At 70.1% G+C, this 19,336-nt stretch carries 12 protein-coding genes; 9 read left to right on the forward strand and 3 right to left on the reverse strand.

Features of this window, described 5'->3' with window-relative positions; genetic code table 11:
• The first annotated feature begins 60 nt into the window (after positions 1–60).
• Positions 61–1,092: an alanine racemase gene (locus ACWD3O_RS00815; RefSeq protein WP_451411503.1), complete on the forward strand. Its 1,032-nt coding sequence runs from the start codon at positions 61–63 to the stop codon at positions 1,090–1,092.
• Positions 1,093–1,126: 34 nt separating this feature from the next.
• On the opposite strand, the gene ACWD3O_RS00820 is transcribed toward ACWD3O_RS00815, so the two are convergent.
• Both ACWD3O_RS00820 and ACWD3O_RS00825 read right to left on the reverse strand, forming a co-directional pair.
• Positions 1,127–2,725, reverse strand: coding sequence for a glycosyltransferase family 87 protein (locus ACWD3O_RS00820; RefSeq protein ID WP_451414424.1), 1,599 nt, complete (start codon positions 2,723–2,725; stop codon positions 1,127–1,129).
• A 98-nt stretch (positions 2,726–2,823) separates the two neighbouring features.
• Entirely contained in the window at positions 2,824–5,463 is a 2,640-nt protein-coding gene (locus ACWD3O_RS00825) for a transglycosylase domain-containing protein (RefSeq protein WP_451411505.1), read from the reverse strand.
• A 371-nt stretch (positions 5,464–5,834) separates the two neighbouring features.
• On the opposite strand from ACWD3O_RS00825, the gene ACWD3O_RS00830 reads away from it, so the two are divergent.
• From ACWD3O_RS00830 to ACWD3O_RS00840, 3 genes are all read left to right on the forward strand, one after another.
• Complete coding sequence (locus ACWD3O_RS00830) at positions 5,835–6,518, forward strand: PadR family transcriptional regulator (RefSeq protein WP_356132584.1); 684 nt, start codon at positions 5,835–5,837, stop codon at positions 6,516–6,518.
• A 41-nt stretch (positions 6,519–6,559) separates the two neighbouring features.
• Positions 6,560–7,642, forward strand: a complete 1,083-nt coding sequence (locus ACWD3O_RS00835) for an inositol-3-phosphate synthase (RefSeq protein ID WP_451411507.1) — start codon at positions 6,560–6,562, stop codon at positions 7,640–7,642.
• A 117-nt stretch (positions 7,643–7,759) separates the two neighbouring features.
• A complete protein-coding gene (locus ACWD3O_RS00840) occupies positions 7,760–9,043 on the forward strand; it encodes an MFS transporter (protein WP_451411508.1) in 1,284 nt (427 codons plus the stop codon).
• Between the two features lie 183 nt (positions 9,044–9,226).
• Here the strand turns inward: ACWD3O_RS00840 and ACWD3O_RS00845 are convergent, their stop codons facing one another.
• Positions 9,227–10,666 carry a CCA tRNA nucleotidyltransferase gene (locus tag ACWD3O_RS00845; RefSeq protein WP_451414425.1) on the reverse strand — a complete coding sequence of 480 codons (1,440 nt, stop codon included), beginning with the start codon at positions 10,664–10,666 and terminating at the stop codon, positions 9,227–9,229.
• 272 nt (positions 10,667–10,938) lie between these two features.
• On the opposite strand from ACWD3O_RS00845, the gene ACWD3O_RS00850 reads away from it, so the two are divergent.
• From ACWD3O_RS00850 to ACWD3O_RS00870, 5 genes are all read left to right on the forward strand, one after another.
• Positions 10,939–13,293, forward strand: coding sequence for a DUF6049 family protein (locus ACWD3O_RS00850; protein WP_451414426.1), 2,355 nt, complete (start codon positions 10,939–10,941; stop codon positions 13,291–13,293).
• A gap of 47 nt (positions 13,294–13,340) precedes the next feature.
• Positions 13,341–15,647 (forward strand): murein biosynthesis integral membrane protein MurJ, encoded by a 2,307-nt coding sequence (gene murJ, locus ACWD3O_RS00855; protein WP_451414427.1) that lies wholly within the window; start codon positions 13,341–13,343, stop codon positions 15,645–15,647.
• 117 nt (positions 15,648–15,764) lie between these two features.
• Positions 15,765–17,441, forward strand: coding sequence for a protein kinase family protein (locus ACWD3O_RS00860; protein ID WP_451414428.1), 1,677 nt, complete (start codon positions 15,765–15,767; stop codon positions 17,439–17,441).
• A 78-nt stretch (positions 17,442–17,519) separates the two neighbouring features.
• Entirely contained in the window at positions 17,520–18,233 is a 714-nt protein-coding gene (gene sigM, locus ACWD3O_RS00865; RefSeq protein ID WP_451414429.1) for an RNA polymerase sigma factor SigM, read from the forward strand.
• Positions 18,230–19,168, forward strand: coding sequence for an anti-sigma factor family protein (locus ACWD3O_RS00870; protein WP_451414430.1), 939 nt, complete (start codon positions 18,230–18,232; stop codon positions 19,166–19,168). The genes sigM and ACWD3O_RS00870 overlap by 4 nt, the downstream gene beginning before the upstream one ends.
• The last annotated feature ends 168 nt before the right edge of the window (positions 19,169–19,336 follow it).

A 19,336-nucleotide genomic window follows, 5' to 3' on the forward strand; every position in this document is an offset into this window, starting at 1 on the left:
CCACACCTCCCAACCGAAGCACCTCCCATCCGAAGCCACGAGAAAGGGTCCGGACCGGCCATGGCGCTCACGCTCTACGTCGACACCGCGCGCTGGCGGGCACACCACAAGCACGTGCAGGATTCGTTCCCCGGCCTCGTCCCCGTCTGCAAGGGGAACGGTTACGGCTTCGGTCACGAGCGTCTGGCCGAGGAGGCGACCCGGCTCGGCTCCGACATCCTCGCCACCGGCACCACCTACGAGGCCGCCAGGCTCAAGGACTGGTTCGGCGGGGACCTGCTGGTCCTGACGCCGTTCCGGCGCGGCGAGGAGCCGGTGCCGCTGCCCGACCGTGTCATCCGCTCCGTCTCGTCGGTGGACGGGGTCTACGGCCTGGTGGGGGCGCGGGTGGTCATCGAGGTGATGTCCTCGATGAAGCGCCACGGCGTCAGCGAGGCGGAACTCGCGCAGCTGCACGCTGCCATAGAGAACGTCCGCCTGGAGGGCTTCGCGCTCCACCTCCCCCTGGACCGCACCGACGGCTCGGACGCCGTCGAGGAGGTCATCGGGTGGATGGACCGTCTCCGGGCCGCCCGCCTGCCGCTGCACACCATGTTCGTCAGCCACCTCAAGGCCGACGAACTGGCCCGTCTGCAGCAGCAGTTCCCGCAGACCCGCTTCCGCGCCCGGATCGGCACCCGGCTGTGGCTCGGCGACCACGAGGCGACCGAGTACCGCGGCGCCGTCCTCGACGTCACCCGGGTCTCCAAGGGCGACCGGTTCGGCTACCGCCAGCAGAAGGTCGCCTCGGACGGGTACCTGGTCGTGGTCGCCGGCGGCACCTCGCACGGCGTCGGCCTGGAGGCCCCCAAGGCGCTCCACGGCGTGATGCCGCGCGCCAAGGGCGTCGCCCGGGCGGGTCTGGCCACCGTCAACCGCAACCTGTCGCCGTTCGTCTGGGGCGGCAAGCAGCGGTGGTTCGCCGAACCCCCGCACATGCAGGTGTCCATCCTGTTCGTCCCGGCGGACGCCCCCGAGCCCAAGGTGGGCGACGAGCTGGTCGCCCACCTGCGGCACACCACCACGCAGTTCGACCGGCTCGTCGACAACTGAGCCGTTCCAGGCGTTGCCGCGCCCGGCGCCGCTCCTAGGCGTTCCCGTTCCCGGCGGTCTCCTCCTTGCGGAGGGGGCCGCCGCGGTACTTCCAGGGGTTGTCGTCGTCGCCGGGATCCTCGTCCGCCCCGTCACCGGCCTCGGCTTCGGCCCCGTCCGTGTCCTGGCCGTGGGACGCGCGGCGCAGGACGAAGACGTCGTCCGCCCCGTCGAGGACGCCGCCCGACGGGTCGTCCTGGCCCGTGCGCCGCACCACGTCGTCCTCCGGGCGGAGGATGTCCCGGACGACCACGAAGCACAGGTAGAGCGTTCCCAGCAGGTGGACGAGGATCGCGAAGTGGTACCCCTCCGGCGGCAGCCCCTTGGCCTTGTCGCCGCCGCTGGTGTACGCGAGGTGCATCCAGATGCCCAGGAAGTACATGACCTCGCAGGCCTGCCAGATCAGGAAGTCGCGCCAGCGCGGGCGCGCCAGGGCGGCCAGGGGCACCAGCCAGAGGACGTACTGCGGCGAGTAGACCTTGTTGGTGAGGATGAACGCCGCCACCGCGAGGAAGGCCAGCTGGGCGAAGCGCGGCCGCCGGGGCGCGGCCAGGGCGAGTGCCATGCCGCCGGCCAGCGCGGCGACGGTGAGGACCAGGGCGAGCGGATTCACCGTTTCCGGGGTGAGCCCCATATCCAGGCGCTGGTTCAGGAGCAGCCAGAAGGAGCCGTAGTCGACCGAGCGCTCCTGGCTGAAGCGGTAGAACTTCGACCAGCCCTCGAAGGCGAAGAGCATCACCGGCAGGTTCACCACCAGCCAGGCGCCCGCCGCGCCCGCCACGGCGGTCGCGTACTCCCGCACGCGCCCGGCCCTCCAGCAGAGGGCGAGCAGGGGCACCAGCAGGAAGACCGGGTAGAGCTTGGCGGCCGTGGCCAGGCCCAGCAGGACACCGAAGGCCAGCGGGCGGGACCGCGCCCACATCAGCATCGCCGCGGCCGTCAGGGCCACCGCCAGCAGGTCCCAGTTGATGGTGGCGGTCAGCGCGAAGGCCGGGGCCAGGGCGACCAGCAGGCCGTCCCAGGGACGCCGCGCGTGGGTGCGGGCGGCGCACACCGCGATCACCGCGGCGCAGACCATCAGCATGCCGGCGTTGACCATCCAGTAGTTCTGGCTCTGGTCCTGGTAGCTGCCTCCGTCGGGGGTCAGCCAGGAGGCCACCTCCATGAACACGCCGGTGAGCACCGGGTATTCGAGGAACTCCATCTGATCGGGCAGCCGGTCGAAGTACGGCACCAGATCCTGGGCGAATCCCCGTGCGTGGTACAGGTGCGGAATGTCCGAGTAGCAGGCGTGGGTGTACTGCGCGCCGGCGCCGAAGAACCAGGCCCCGTTGTAGCAAGGTGCCTTCTGGATCAGCCCCAGGGCGAAGAGGACCATCGCCAGCAGCACCACCACACGCGTGGGCGACCACCAGGAGCCGCCGGTCAGGGCGTGCCGTCCCAGGGGACCCCCTAGGAACTCGCTGCCGGAGGCGGACACCGGGTCCTCGCGGGTGGGGGCCACGGGCTCCTCCGCCTCCCGCGCCACGGTGGCGCCGGTCCCGGGCTCGGGGATGCTCTCGTGCGTCGTCTCAGCGCTGGGCATGGCGCACATCCTGCCGTACCGACGCCGGGAAAGGGCGAGGGCCGCCGCACTCGAAGGTGCGGCGGCCCATGTTTCACGTGAAACGGACGTGACGGCCGAATCCGGAGCTAACCGGTGGATCCGCCTCTGCCGTTACTGCCGCCGCTGTTGGTATTGCCGAAGACGGTGCCTTCGCTCACGGTGCCGGAGTCACTGCCATCGGTGGTACCACCGTTGTCGGTTTCGCCGTTCATACCTCCGCCGTCCGTCTCGGCGAGGGTCCCACCGTCGGTGGTCTGCCCGTCGGTGGTGCCACCGTCCTCTTCACACCCGAAGTCGAAGGGGCGGCAGGTGGTCGACGGCTGGGGCGGCGCACTCGGCGTCGGCTTGTCGTCCTCCTTCTCCTCCTCCTCGGTCTCGGTCTCCGAGGGGGTCGGCTCCGGGCTCGGCGACGGGTTGTACACGGTGCCCAGGGGCGCCGGGTCCGGGAAGGGCTGCGGGTTGTAGTCCTTGTCCTGCATGGCCACCGACATGTACTCCTTCCACACGTCGGCGGGGATGTCACCACCGTGGATGGAGGACAGGCCACCCACCATCTTCATGGAGAGCAGTTCCTTGTCCTTGGGGTTGGTCCGGAACATCGCCACGGCGGTGGAGAGCTCCGAGGTGTACCCCACGTACCAGGCGGACTTGTTCTCGTCGGTGGTACCGGTCTTGCCGGCGTTCGGGAAGGGCAGGTCCGCCAGCGCCTTGGCCGTACCGTTCTGGACGACGTTCTCGAGGACCTTGGTCACGTTGTCCGCGACCGCGGGGTCGAGGCCCTTCTTCTTCTCCGGCTTGTCGAAGTTCGGCAGTTCCTTGCCGGTCTTGGTGTCGACGACCTTGGTCACCGAGAACGGCTCGTAGTGCTTGCCGGAGGAGGCGAAGCCAGCGTAGGCGTCCGCCATCCGGATCGCGCTGGGGGTCGAGGTGCCCAGGGAGAACGAGGCGTTGTTCATGTTCCCCGAGTCGAAGCTCTCCTCGAGGATGCCCAGGTTCATGGCCGTCTTGCGGGTGTTGTCCAGCCCGACGTCGATGCCCAGCTGCACGAACGGCACGTTGACCGAGTGCTGCATGGCCTTGTCGAGCGTGATCATGCCCCACTGCTCGGTGCCCTCGTTCTTCTGCCGGAACGGGCCGCCCTTGTCGTTGGGGATGGGCTTGCCGTTCTGGTCGACGATCACCGAGAGGTCGTTGCCCTGGTAGAGGCTCTGCGGGGAGAGGGGCTGGCCATCGGTGTGGATGGTGCCGTACTCCATGGCGGAGGCGAGCACGAACGGCTTCCAGGTCGACCCGACGGGCACACCCAGGGTGTCCGCGTTGTTGGTGTAGTGACCCTTGTCGTACCCGTCACCTCCGTAGACGGCCACGATGGCCCCGGAGTCGGGGTCGATGGAGGCACCGCCGAACTGCACGTGGGTGTCGGTGTCGGGGCGCTTCTTCTCGTCGAGGAGCTCATCGCTCGACTTCTGGACTGCCTTCTCCAGCTCCCGCACACGGTCCTTGTCGAACGTCGTGTAGATCCGGTAGCCGCCCCGCTTCTCCAGCTCGTCCTGCGAGATGTCCGCCTTCTTCGCGACATAGCTCTTGGCGATGTCGATCAGATAACCGGTCTGTCCGGAGAGCTTGGACGTCTGCTTCTTGAGCTTCGGGAAGTCGGTGACCTCACTCCGTTCGGCGGCGGTGAGGCTGCCCACCTCGACCATGCGTCCCAGGATCCAGTTCCAGCGCTTCTCGGCGCGCTCGGCGTTCGCCTTCGGAGTCGCGGCGGAGCCCACACCACCGTCGGGGTTGTAGAGGTTCGGCCCCTTGAGGACCGAGGCCAGGAAGACGCTTTCGGCAGGCGACAGCTTCTTGGAGTCCTTGCCGAAGTACGCCTGCGCCGCGGCCTGCACACCGTAGGCGTCGCGCCCGTAGTAGGCGGTGTTCAGATAGCCGGCGAGGATCTCGTCCTTCTCCAGCTTCGCGCCGACCTTTATGGAGATGAACAGCTCCTTGAACTTACGGGTCAGCGTCTGGCTCTGGTCCAGGTACGTGTTCTTCACGTACTGCTGGGTGATGGTCGAGCCGCCCTGGACCTCTTCGCCCTGGGCCATGTTGAAGAGCGCGCGGGCGATACCCATCGGGTCGACACCCTTGTCCTCGTAGAAGGACGCGTTCTCGGCGGCGATCACCGCCTGCTGGAGCTCCTGCGGGATGTCGTCCAGCGGCACGATCTGGCGGTTGGCCTTGCCACCCGTGGTCGCCATCTGGGTTCCGTCGGCCCAGTAGAAGACGTTGCTCTGGGCCGTCGCCGCGGCCAGCTCCTGGTCCGGCACCTCCACCATGGCGTAACCGATGCCGCCCACCAGCAGCAGGCTGGCGAAGAAGCCCACGAACATGCCTGAGACCAGGCGCCAGGACGGCACCCAGCGGGCGGCCCCGTGCTTCCCGGCGCGCGGGTAGTCGATGAAGCGGTCCCGGGACGCGGCTCGGCCGCCCCGTCCCTCGGGGGCCGCTCGGCGGCGTCCGCCGCCGGCTCCTCCGGACCTCTGCGCGGCGCGCCGGGCCTCGGCCCGACCACCGTACGGGCGCTCCTCCGCCTCCGGCCCCTGATAGGAGCCGGAGGGGGATCCGGTGGCTCCTCGCGGTGCCGCGCGGCGGCCGGAGGACGAACCGGACTGGGCGCGTCGGGCCGCGGCACGTCCGCCTCCCTGCGGCTGTGGCGGTTTGCGACGGTGCTCGCTCATCGAACGATTACTCCTCGGGCAGGCACGCAGACGCGCGCCTGGAAACAGCGGCTGGTTTCCGGTCCCCCCGACGTACGGCCGATGGTCGATCGCTCAGCCGTACTACACCTGGGACGTGGACGTATCACGGACGTCACTTGGTTCCCGGCGGTATGCATGCCGCACAGACTACGCATCTTCGAATTGCGCCAAATCGGGTTCTCGCCCACGAACACCGCATAGCACTGCACCCGAATCGGCGATGTGACGCCGGTCACCGGGTCTCCCCTTGTACGCCGCTCGGAGCCGACCTATCGTCTAGATGTATCGAGTCGATACATCGGGGGAACATAAAGTCCACCGCGACAGTCCGCGGCAGAGAGGAGGCGACGATGAGCCGGCGATCCGGGATCCTCGAGTTCGCCGTACTCGGCCTGCTCCGCGAGTCACCGATGCACGGCTATGAGCTGCGCAAACGACTCAACACGTCGCTGGGCGTCTTCCGTGCCTTCAGTTACGGAACCCTCTACCCATGCCTCAAGACGCTGGTCGCAAACGGCTGGTTGATCGAGGAGCCCTCGGCCGAACCCGTGGACGCCCTGGCCGCCCCGCTCACCGGGCGCCGCGCCAAGATCGTCTACCGGCTGACGGCGGAAGGTAAGGAGAGGTTCGAGGAGCTGCTGTCGCAGACCGGACCCGACTCCTACGAGGACGAGACCTTCGCGGCTCGCTTCGCCTTCTTCGGGCAGACCTCCCGCGATGTGCGCATGCGCGTGCTGGAAGGCCGCCGCAGTCGGCTCGAGGAGCGCCTGGAGAAGATGCGCGCCTCGTTCGCGCGGACCCGGGAGCGCCTCGACGACTACACCCTTGAGCTCCAGCGCCACGGCATGGAGTCCGTGGAGCGCGAAGTGCGCTGGCTGAACGAGCTCATCGAGAGCGAGCGGGCGGGGCGTGACCAGAAGCGGTCACCCTCCCCGGACTCCGCTCAGCAGGACACGTCATCCGGAGCGACGGGCGACCAGACCCGGCGTGGGGACGGCACCCCGCCCGAGACGCCCGAAGACAACAACACGTGAAGCCACCGGGTTTCACCGAGTACACACAGGGAGCCACCGCAATGGGTTCGGTTCGCGTAGCCATCGTCGGCGTGGGCAACTGCGCCGCCTCGCTGGTGCAGGGCGTCGAGTACTACAAGGACGCCGACCCGGCGTCCAAGGTGCCTGGCCTGATGCACGTCCAGTTCGGCGACTACCACGTCGGTGACGTGGAGTTCGTCGCCGCCTTCGATGTCGACGCGAAGAAGGTCGGTCTCGACCTCGCGGACGCCATCGGAGCCTCCGAGAACAACACCATCAAGATCTGCGACGTCCCGCGCACCGGCGTCACCGTCCAGCGCGGTCACACCCTGGACGGTCTCGGCAAGTACTACCGCGAGACCATCGAGGAGTCCTCCGAGGAGCCGGTCGACGTCGTCCAGGTCCTCAAGGACCAGCAGGTCGACGTCCTGGTCTGCTACCTGCCCGTCGGCTCCGAGGACGCTGCGCGCTTCTACGCCCAGTGCGCCATCGACGCCAAGGTCGGCTTCGTCAACGCCCTGCCGGTCTTCATCGCCGGCACCAAGGAGTGGGCGGACAAGTTCACCGAGGCCGGTGTCCCGATCGTCGGTGACGACATCAAGTCCCAGGTCGGCGCCACCATCACCCACCGCGTGATGGCGAAGCTGTTCGAGGACCGCGGCGTGGTGCTGGACCGCACCATGCAGCTGAACGTCGGCGGCAACATGGACTTCAAGAACATGCTCGAGCGTGACCGCCTGGAGTCCAAGAAGATCTCGAAGACCCAGGCCGTCACCTCCCAGATCCCCGACCGGGACCTCGGCGAGAAGAACGTCCACATCGGCCCCTCCGACTACGTGGCCTGGCTCGACGACCGCAAGTGGGCCTACGTCCGCCTCGAGGGCCGTGCCTTCGGTGACGTCCCGCTGAACCTCGAGTACAAGCTCGAGGTCTGGGACTCCCCGAACTCGGCGGGCGTGATCATCGACGCCCTGCGCGCCGCGAAGATCGCCAAGGACCGGGGCATCGGTGGCCCGATCCTCTCCGCGTCCAGCTACTTCATGAAGTCCCCGCCGGTCCAGTACTTCGACGACGAGGCCCGGGCCAACGTCGAGAAGTTCATCGCGGGCGAAGTCGAGCGCTGATCCCCGCCCCCCGTCCGTCCAGGACGGGAGCACCACAGGGACCCTGGAGGGGCCCCGGGCATGTCGCCCGGGGCCCCTCCCCCCGTTCCCCGCCCCGGGTATGTGAGGCTGAGCGCCATGTCCGCCGTACGCGACCTGTCCGTCCTGCTGCGCCTCCGGGACTTCCGCCGCCTCCTCGGCGTGAGGCTGCTCTCCCAGGGAGCGGACGGGGTATACCAGGTGGCGCTCGCCACGTATGTGGTCTTTTCCCCGGAGCAGCAGACCTCGGCCGTGGCCATCGCCTCCGCCATGGCCGTGCTCCTGCTGCCGTACTCGTTCATCGGCCCGTTCGCCGGCGTCCTCCTGGACCGGTGGCGTCGCCGGCAGGTGCTCTTCTTCGGCAGCCTGCTGCGGGCGCTGCTCGCTCTGGTGACCGCCTTCCTGATGCTGGGCGGCGCACCCGGCCCGTTGTTCTACGCCTCCGCCCTCTGTGTCACCGCCGTCAACCGTTTCGTGCTGGCCGGTCTCTCCGCGGCGCTGCCCCGGGTCGTCGAGGGCGAGCACCTGGTCACCGCGAACTCCCTCACCCCGACCGCCGGCACTCTCGCGGCCACCGCCGGGGGCGGGCTGGCCTTCGTGGTCCGGCTCACGGGGGCGGACTCCGACGCAGTGGTGGTGCTGCTCGGCGCCTTCCTCTATCTCTGTGCCGCCCTGGCCTCCCTCCGGATGGCCCCCGACCTCCTGGGGCCCGACCGCGACGGAGAGCCCGCCCCTCGGCTGCGGCAGTCCCTCACCGGCACCGCGCACGGCCTCGCCGACGGACTGCGGCACCTCGCGGAGCCCGGTCGGCGGCAGGCCGCCTGGGCGCTGGCGGCGATGACGGCCATGCGCTTCTGCTACGGCGCCCAGACGGTCCTGGTCCTGATGCTGTGCCGCTATGCCTGGAACGAGGAGACCACCGTCACGGGCCGGCAGGACGGCCTGGCGCTGCTGGGAGTGGCGGTCGCGGTCTCAGGAGCGGGTTTCTTCGCCGCAGCGGTGATCACGCCGTCGGCGGCGGGCCGCCTGGGGCCGGTGCGCTGGATGACGTTCTGTGCGGCCTGTGCCACCGTTCTCGCTCCGGCCCTGGTCCTGCCGTTCGCCCCGGTCACCGTGATGGCGGCCGCCTTCGTCCTGGGCCTCGTCACCCAGGGGGCGAAGATCTCCACCGACACGGTGGTGCAGTCCAGCGTCGGGGACCGGTTCCGGGGACGGGTCTTCTCCCTGTACGACGTCCTCTTCAACGTCGCCTTCGTGGGTGCGGCAGGTGTGGCCGCGCTGATGTTGCCGCATGACGGGCGTTCACCCGCACTGGTCCTGACAGTGGCAGCGCTCTACGGGGTCACCACGCTTGCCCTGCTGCGGCTGGCGCGGAGGCACTGATGTCGGCGCAGCTCCCAGGGCACGACGGAGCCCTGAGCGCGCGGCGGAGCTCTGTACGCACGTTGGAGCTCTGCATGCACGATGGGCGATGTTTCACGTGAAACATCGCCCATCGCCACCTCGCCCCCGGACCGGGCACCGATGTTTCACGTGAAACACCGAGCCCCCGCTCCGTCGGATCCCTCAGTTCTGCGCGGCCCACCAGTCTTTGAGCGCCGCCACGGCGGCCTCGTGCTCCATGGGGCCGTTCTCCAGGCGCTGCTCCAGCAGGAACGTGTACGCCTGGCCGATCACCGGGCCGGGGCCGACGCCCAGGATCTCCATGATCTGGTTGCCGTCGAGGTCCGGGCGGATGGAGTCCAGCTCCTCCTGCTCCTGGAGCTGGGCGATGCGCTCCTCCAGCCCGTCGTAGGCGCGCGACAGAGCGGTGGCCTTCCGCTTGTTCCGCGTGGTGCAGTCGGAGCGGGTCAGCTTGTGGAGGCGGTCGAGGAGGTGGCCCGCGTCCCGCACGTAACGGCGGACCGCGGAGTCGGTCCACTCGCCGGTGCCGTAGCCGTGGAAGCGGAGGTGCAGCTCGACGAGGCGGGAGACATCCTTCACCATCTCGTTGGGGTACTTCAGCGCCGTCATTCGCTTCTTGGTCATCTTGGCACCCACCACCTCGTGGTGGTGGAAGGAGACCCGGCCGTCCGACTCGAAGCGGCGCGTCCGCGGCTTGCCGATGTCGTGCAGCAGCGCGGCCAGCCGAAGCGTGAGGTCGGGGCCGTTCTCCTCCAGGTCGATGGCCTGCTCGAGGACGATCAGCGTGTGGTCGTAGACGTCCTTGTGCCGGTGGTGTTCGTCCCGCTCCAGGCGCAGCGCCGGCAGCTCGGGGAGCACCCTGTCGGCCAGCCCGGTCTCGACCAGCAGGCTGATCCCCTTGCGGGGGTGGGCGGAGAGGATCAGCTTGTTCAGTTCGTCGCGCACCCGCTCGGCGGAGACGATCTCGATCCGCCCGGCCATCTCGGTCATCGCGGTGACGACTCCGGGATCCACCACGAAGTCGAGCTGTGCGGCGAAGCGGGCTGCGCGCATCATCCGCAGCGGGTCGTCGGAAAAGGACTCCTCCGGGGTGCCCGGCGTCCGCAGTACCTTGCGGGCCAGATCCTCCCGGCCGCCGTGCGGGTCGATGAATTCCTTCTCGGGCAGGGCGAGCGCCATGGCGTTGACAGTGAAGTCGCGGCGCACCAGGTCCTGCTCGATGGAGTCCCCGTAGGACACCTCCGGCTTGCGGGAGGTGCGGTCGTAGGCCTCCGAGCGGTAGGTGGTGACCTCGATCTGGTAGCCGCCCTTCTGACAGCCGACCGTGCCGAAGGCGATGCCCACCTCCCAGACGGCGTCGGCCCAGGGCCGCACGATCCTGAGCACGTCCTCCGGGCGGGCGTCGGTGGTGAAGTCCAGGTCATTACCCAGCCGGCCCAGCAGGGCGTCGCGGACCGATCCGCCGACCAGGGCAAGGCGGAACCCCGCCTCCTGGAATCGGCGTCCTAGGTCGTCGGCGACAGGGGCCACGCGCAGCAGTTCGCTCACCGCGAGGCTCTCGGCCTGGCTCAGGCTGGACTTGTCTTCGTTGGCGTTCGGCACAACAGAAAAGAGTACGTGTCCTGGCGCTGGGGACGCCCGCCAGTAAATTCGAGGGGACGACGTGACGGGACGACGTGACGGGCCGCACAGCGACCGGAGGCCCGCTACAGCGGTCCGTGGCACGTCCTCTTCTTCCACCTCGTTACCATGCCTGGACGCACACTCGGACAGGCACCGACGAGCGGCACGAGCCCGCGACCCGACGCCGTACGAACGGCAGCCGAAGATCCGGTACCGAAGACCATCACCGACGACGAGGGACGGACGAGCGCGTGGCCCAGGCGGCAGACTTCCAGGGGATGAGTTCCTCACCTGGCCGCCGGTTGTTGCGGCGCACCGGCGCAGTGCTGGCCGGAGCTCCGCTGCTGGCCGGCTTCCTCCACCTGCCCTCCGCGGAGCAGGCCGCAGCCGCTCCCGCGACCGCCCCGGCAGCCGCCCAGGCCGCGCAGGACGCCTCCGGGCCCGTCTCGGTCTCCCTGGACGGAGTGACGCCCGGCGTCGTCTCCGAGGGCGACACACTGACCGTCTCGGGGACCGTCACCAACACCGCCGGGCAGGCCGTCACCGACGCCCGCGTGGACCTCCGGCTGGGGCAGGCACCCCTGCAGACCCGCTCGGCCATCGATGGTGTCTCCCGGCGGACCACGTTCCAGAACGGGGTGGACGGCAACCCGGTCGGCGGCAAGTACACGACCTCCTTCGACCGGCTCGAGCCGAAGGTGTCGCAGCCCTTCACCATCACCGTCCCGGCGGACGAGCTCGACCTGGGCCAGGCGGGGGTCTACCAGTTCGGCGCCTCCGTGTCGGGCCGCACCGCCGACCAGCCCTGGGCGGAGCAGGTCCTCGGCATCCAGCGCACGGTACTGCCCTGGCAGCCGGAGGATTCGGGCACCGCCACCCGGACCACGTTCCTCTGGCCGTTGATCTCCGACGTCCGGATGACCGCGGAGACCGGCTCCGACGAGCAGCAGTCCCCGGTGTTCCTCAACGACTCGCTCGCCGCGGAGATCGCTCCTGGCGGTCGCCTGGACCGGATGGTGTCCCTGGGCGACCAGCTGGACATCACCTGGGTGCTGGACCCGGACCTGCTCGCCACCGTCGACGCCATGGCGAACGGCTCCTACGAGGTCAAGGCGGAGGACGGCCGGGTCGTCGCCGGCGCCCACCGGGACGAGGCCGTCCGCTGGCTGGCCAAGCTCTCTGCGGCCGTCAAGGACGAGGAGGTCGTGGCCCTCCCTTACGGGGACCCGGACCTGGCCTCCATCGCGCACAACGGCCGCAACGTCAGCGGCACGCTGAACCAGCTCAAGGAGGCCACCGACGTGGCCGCCGGAACGGTGTGGACCGTCCTGCATGTGAAGGCCAGCACCGAGTACGCCTGGCCCGTCGAGGGCGCCCTGGACCCGGCGATCAAGAACGTCTCGACCTCGGCCGGCGCCGACAAGATCATCACCCGGAGCGACAGCCTCAGGGACGATCTCGCCTACACCCCCTCGGCCGCCCGGCCCATCGGCGGCGGTACCACCGCCGTGGTCGCCGACGCCTGGATGTCCACGGCGTTCGAAGGCGACCTCGCCCGGGCGGAGAGCTCCACCCTGGCCGTGCAGCAGTTCCTCGGGCAGAGCGTCGCGATCAGCCAGCAGTCCAGCCGGGAACGCGACATCGTCGTCGCCCCGCAGCGGACGCCCTCCGCGAGCCAGGCGCAGGCGATGGCGGAGGCCCTCACCGCGCTGGGGAACGGGGGATGGGCGGCACCTCAGGCACTGGCGGACGCCGTGGAGGCCGATCCCGACCCCCGGGCCTCCAGCGTGCCTCCGGCCTCGGCGTACCCGTCCTCGCTCCGCAAGAAGGAGCTCCCCCGGGAGGCCTTCGAGCAGATCGCGCAGACGCAGACGAAGCTCAACAACTTCAAGGTGATCCTCAGCAACGAGGGCCGTGTGGTGATCCCCTTCGGGCGCGCCATGAACCGCGCCATGGCGGTCTCCTGGCGGGGTCACGCCGGTGCGGCGCGTGACTACCGTGCCGATGTGAAGGCGTACCTGGACGACCTCGCGGACCAGGTCTCGCTGATCGACAAGTCGGAGACCAAGCTCTCCGGGCACAGCGCCACCATCCCCGTGACGGTGCAGAACAACCTGGTGCAGGGCGTCGAGGGCCTGGTGCTCCGGCTGACCTCCACCAACCCGTCCCGGCTGGAGATCAACGGCAAGAAGTACGACGAGCAGCCGATCACCGTCTCCGGCGGGCACAGCCACTCGGTGAAGTTCACCACCTCGGCCAACGCCAACGGCCCCGTCAACGTCACCGCTCAGCTGTACACCGAGGACGGGCGGGCCTACGGCCGGCAGGTGTCGTTCGTGGTCCGCGCCACCGAGGTGACCGCCACGGTGATGCTGGTGATCGGCGGTGGAGTGCTGATCCTGGTGCTGGCCGGCTTCCGGATGTACACGCAGCGCAAGCGCGCCACCGCCCGCGGCGAGGCGGAGGCCGAGGCAGCCGAGGCAGCCGAGGCCGGGGACGGCACCGCGGACGCACCGGATGCCCCGGAGCAGGCGAGTGACCCCGGCCCGGACACCTCGGCCGAAAGCGCCGACCCGTCCGCCACGGGTGAGAAAGTGGACCGTTGAGCGATGTCGTGGCCGGTGGGCCCGGGAAACCATGAGGTGGGGTAACCATGAACGCGCCGTACGACGGTGACCGCGGCCGGTCCGCGAGCGGCTCGGGCCACCCCGGCGTGCCGCCGACCGAGCACGGGCAGGTGCCGCCGCACCCGCCCGCGGACATGTATCTCCAGGACGCCTACGACCAGGACCCCTACCGAGGGCAGGACCTCTCGACGCAGGATCCGGTCGGCGAGGCGCTGTACGACCGAGGCATGCGGCCGCCTGCCACGCCGGAGCCTCACGCCTCGTACGGGCACCACCAGCCCCAGGAGCCGCCTCGCGCCCCGGACCCACGGGTCTGGGCCCCGCCGCCGGGCCACGGGCCTGGGGGACGGCAGCCGTCGCCCGAGCACCCCGCCTCCCCGTACGTCGGCGTCGACGAACTGGTGACCGGGGCGTCCTCGCCCCAGCAGCAGAACACCGACGCCTTCGCCAACCTCTACCGCGACCAGCAGCCGAACGGGACCAGGCCGCCGGGCGACCCCGCGGCAGGCCCGGGAATGGCCCCCGTCGGCGTTCCCGGACCGGTGCAGCCCCCGACGGTCCCCGGTGTGCCCGCGGGCCCCGCAGGGCCCGCCGGGCCGCCTCGGCCCGTCCCCCAGCCGCCCGGCCCTCCGGCACCAGGCCCCGGCCCCGGCCCGGAGTCTGCGGCAGCACCGGCACCGGCACCGGCGGCCAAGAAGGGCGGCCGCGCCTCCAGCCTCTTGAAGTCGAGCGCCGTGATGGCCGCCGGCACCCTGGTGTCGCGCCTCACCGGCTTCATCCGCTCGATGCTGATCGTCAGCGCTCTCGGCCTCGGCCTGCTGGGCGAGTCCTTCCAGATCGCCTACCAGCTCCCCACGATGATCTACATCCTCACCGTGGGCGGCGGCCTGAACTCCGTGTTCGTGCCGCAACTGGTGCGCGCCATGAAGAACGACGAGGACGGGGGCGAGGCCTATGCCAACCGCCTCCTGACCTTGGTGATGGTGGCCCTCGCCGTACTCACCGGGCTCGCCATGCTGGGCGCCCCGCTGCTGGTCCGCGCCATGTCGGACTCCATCGCGGGCAACCCGGCCGCCAACGACGTCGCCGTCACCTTCACCCTGTACTTCATGCCCTCGATCTTCTTCATGGGCATCCACGTGGTGATGGGCCAGATCCTCAACGCGCGGAACCGCTTCGGCGCGATGATGTGGACGCCGGTCCTGAACAACATCGTCATCATCGTCACGCTCGGCATGTTCATCTGGGTCTACGGCACCGCCGCCGACTCGAACATGAAGGTGAACACCATCCCGCCGGAAGGCCTGCGCCTGCTCGGCATCGGCGTTCTCCTCGGCCTGGTAGTCCAGGCCCTGGCGATGATCCCCTACCTGAAGGAGAGCGGCTTCAAGCTGCGGCTGCGCTTCGACTGGCGGGGCCACGGCCTGGGCAAGGCGGCCAAGCTGGCCAAGTGGACCATCCTCTTCGTCCTCGCCAACCAGCTCGGCGCCGTGATCGTCTCCCAGCTGGCCACCGCGGCCTTCCTGGACGGTCGGCAGGTCCCCGGCACCGGCTTCAGCGCCTACGCCAACGCGCAGCTGATCTGGGGCCTGCCACAGGCCATCATCACGGTCTCGCTGATGGCCGCGCTGCTGCCCCGGCTGGCGCGTTCGGCCGCCGAGGAAGACGCCGGCGCGGTCCGTGACGACATCTCGCAGGGCCTGCGGACCACGGCGGTCGCGATCGTGCCGGTCGCCTTCGGCTTCATCGCGCTCGGCATCCCGATGTGCACCCTGATGTTCGGCGGCTCCGGTACCACCGCGGCGACCAACATGGGCTACATGCTGATGGCCTTCGGCCTCGGCCTGATCCCCTATTCGGTCCAGTACGTCGTCCTCCGCGCCTTCTACGCCTACGAGGACACCCGGACGCCCTTCTACAACACGGTGATCGTCGCGGCGGGCAACGCCGGCGCCTCGTTCCTCTGCTTCCTGCTGCTCCCCGCCCGCTGGGCCGTGGTCGGCATGGCCGCCTCCTACGGCATCGCCTACGGCATCGGCGTCGGCGTCGCCTGGCGGCGCCTGCGCAAGAAGCTGGGCGGCGACCTGGACGGCGCCCGTGTGCTGCGCACCTACGCCAGGCTCTGCATCGCGTCGGTGCCGGCCGCGGCGCTCAGCGGAGCCGTCTGTTACGGGATCGGTCAGACCCTCGGCTGGAGTTTGCTCGGATCGCTGAGCGCGCTCGTCCTGGGTGGGATCGTTCTCCTCGGGGTCTTCTTCCTCGCCGCGCGGCGGATGCGGGTGGAGGAGCTCAATTCTCTGGTCGGCATGGTCCGGGGACGCCTCGGGCGGTAAGACCGGGGTAGGCGCACAACCATCGGCCGCCACCGCTTGTCGTGCGGAGTGACGGACTGTGGGCACAATGGGTTTCGGCGTGGCGAGCACGCGATGGATGGGGAGGCAGGAACGACGGTGGCGGAACGAAGCACAGCTGCCGTCGACGTGGCAGGCAACAGCGGCGACGGGCCGCTGACCGCCGAGGCGGACCAGTCCACGGCCGACGGGGTGGCCCAGAAGCGGCGACCGGGCACGGAGCACGACCAGTCACAGGGCGACGCCGCGGCGGCGGAATCCGTCCCTGCCCGGGCGCTCGACCTCCACAGCGGCCACAAGCTGGCCAGGCGCTACCGCCTGGAGGAGTGCGTCACTCGCCTGGACGGCTTCAGCAGCTGGCGAGCGATGGACGAGATGCTCCGCCGCGCCGTCGGCGTGCACGTCCTCCCGGCCGACCACCCCCGCGCCCGTTCCGTCCTCTCCGCCGCCCGCTCGGCGGCCCTCCTCGGCGACCCCCGGTTCGTCCAGGTCCTCGACGCCGTCGAGGACGACGACCTGGTCTACGTGGTCCACGAATGGCTCCCCGACGCCAGTGCGCTCACCGGCCTGCTGGCCTCCGGCCCGCTGGAGGCGCACGAGGCCTACCAGATGGTCCTCCAGGTCTCCCAGGCCATGGCGGCCGCACACCGCGAGGGACTCGCCCACCTCTGCCTCACCCCGAGCACCGTCCTGCGCACCTCCACGGGTCAGTGGCGGATCCGTGGCCTCGCCGTGAGCTCCGCGCTGCGCGGCATCAGCACCGACACCCCCCAGCGCGCCGACACCGAAGCCATCGGCGCCCTGCTCTACGCCTCGCTCACCCACCGGTGGCCGTACGAGACCGATGCCCACGGTCTCGCCGGCCTGCCCAAGGACCTCGGACTGATCCCCCCGGACCAGGTCCGGGCCGGTGTCCACCGGGGCTTGTCCGAGCTCGCCATGCGCGCCCTCGCCAACGACGGCGCCACCGCCTCCCGCCACGAGGCCGCCTGCACGACGCCGGAGGAACTCGCCAAGGCCGTCGTCGAGATGCCCCGCGTCCGGCGGCCCGAACCGGCCTTCACCACCCCGTCGGAATACCCGCGCCCCCCGTACGCTCAGACCGCGTACGCGGCGGCGGGGCCCATCCCGCCGCCTGTGCCACCTCCGCCCGCGCCTCTGGAGACCCGCACCGGGAAAGCGCTCAAGTGGACCGTCTCGGCGCTCCTGATCGCCGCTCTCGGCCTCGGCAGCTGGCAGCTCGCGGACGTCCTGATGGGCAAGAACAAGAAGCCGCTCGACACGGTGGAGCAGACCCAGCAGCAGGACGAGAAGCCGAAGAAGCCCGAGGCCATAGCGATCAAGGGCGCCACCGACTTCGATCCCTACGGGAGCGACGGCAAGGAAAAGCCGGCGGACATAAGCAAGGTCTACGACTCCCAGTCCGGCACCTACTGGCAGACGGACTACTACGAGACGTATCCCGAGTTCGGCAACCTGAAGCCGGGCGTCGGGGTCATCCTGGACCTCGGCAAGGTCCAGCCCGTCAGCAAGGTCACCGTCGAGTTCATGGGCGAGACCTCGGTGGAGCTCCGCGCCGCGTCGAGCAAGGCCGCCTCGCAGCCGACCTCCTTCGACGACTTCACCAAGGCGGCCAAGGGATCCGGCACCACGGTCACCCTCACCCCGGGCAAGGAGCTCGAGTCCCGCTACCTCCTGGTCTGGCTGACCAAACTTCCGCCGGAGAGCGCGGGCACCTTCCGCGGACGGGTCGTGGACGTCAAGGTGACCGGCTGACACACCGAAACGGGCCGCGCCCCCAGCACCGCCGGGACGCGGCCCCACCGGGGGAGCGGACCACAGGGGGAGGACCGGATGGCCGACGCCGTCAGGTACGAGGGAACGAGCGACCAGGACCTGCTCGGTCTCCATCTCGACGGGGACCCCGATGCCTTCGGAGAACTGGTCCGCCGGCACCGCGACCGCCTCTGGGCGGTGGCGCTGCGCACCCTCGGCGACCGGGAAGAAGCCGCGGACGCCGTCCAGGACGCCCTGGTCTCCGCCTACCGCAGCGCCCACACCTTCCGCGGCCACTCCGCCGTCACCACCTGGCTCCACCGCATCACCGTGAACGCCTGCCTGGACCGCCTCCGCAAGGCGGCCACCCGCAGAACCTCACCGGTGGACGACACGGAGCGCTTGGACCAGCTGCTCGAGCCGCACGAGGCCGCCTCCGCCCCCGCCGAGCGCAACGACCTCCACCGCGAGCTCATCTCGGCCCTCGCCACCCTGCCTCCCGACCAGAGGGCCGCCTTGGTCCTGGTGGACATGCAGGGCTATCCGGTCGCCGAGGCAGCGGGCGTCCTTGACGTCCCGGTCGGCACGGTGAAGAGCCGCTGCGCCCGCGGCAGGGCCAGGCTGCTCCCTCTGCTGGCTCATCTACGACCCACCGGCGAGCGACCGAAACACCCTCCGGGTGAAGGACGGAACCGCTTGCACCGCGCTTCCGTCCCACCCAGGGCGTCAGAGACGCCCACCCCTGCATCCACCGATCCAGCTACCGCGAAGGGCGGAGGTGAACGAGCGTGACCTCCACCAAGGACACGGCCGGGCACCCGGACGTCACGGAGATCTCCGAACTGGTGGAGGGTGTGCTCGCACCCGACCGCACAGTCTCGGTGCGCGAGCACCTCGACGACTGCGCCCTGTGCGCCGATGTCCTGGCGGCGCTGGAGGAGATCCGGTGCTCCTTGGGGACCCTGCCGGGGCCGGTCCGGATGCCGGCCGATGTGGCAGGCCGGATCGACGCCGCCCTCGCCGCCGAGGCACTGCTCAGCGCCTCGGGCAACGGCACCGCAACGGCACCCGCACCCACCGTGGGCACCGCGCGCACCAGTGCCACCCATCCCCGTCGTCGCCCCACGGATGTTTCACGTGAAACATCGCCGCCCTCTCCAGCCCCAGTCCCTGGCGGACGATCCGGAGGAGCAGCGGGCTCTCCTCCGGCGCGCCGCACCGGCCCGACCGGGCCCGGCCGCGACGGCCGGAGCTCAACGCGGCCCGGTGCGGCACGCCGACGCACGCTGACCCTCGGCGCCGTCCTCGCCGCCGCCGCTCTCGGTATCGGTGTGCTCCTGACGCAACCGTTCCAGGAAGACCCGGCCCCTCCGACCGCGGCGTCCTTCTCCGGCCGCCCCCTGGATCAGCAGGTGACCGGACTTCTCGCCGAAGCCGGTCGCTCCGAGGAGTCCTCCTCCCCCCAGCCCAGAACCATGATCCGGCCCGCGGTCGAGGTCCCGTCCTGCATCCGGTCCGGCATCGCCCGTACCGAGGACGCCATCGCCGCCGAGAAGGGGAGGTATGACGGCAAGGACGCGTACCTGGTGCTCCTGCCCGACCCCAAGGCGGACTCCCGCGTTACCGCCTATGTGGTGGACGCCTCCTGCATCAGGGAGTCGTCGGCGGGCAAGGAGACAAAGGGAGACGTCCTCCTGAAGCGCTCCTACGCCCGCTCCTCGAGCTGATACGGACGGGCGGCGAAGCGTCACGTGCCCGGGCAGCGAGACACTCGCGTGCCCGCGCACAGCGGGGAATGCCCGGCCTCTAGGATCCGTTGGGGTGATGTGAAAGCACCGCACCAGGCGCACCGCATCCGACGAGCCCGCTAGCGAGCCCGCTAGAAGACCTATCCC

The sequence above is a fragment of the Streptomyces sp. NPDC002640 genome (assembly GCF_053592575.1).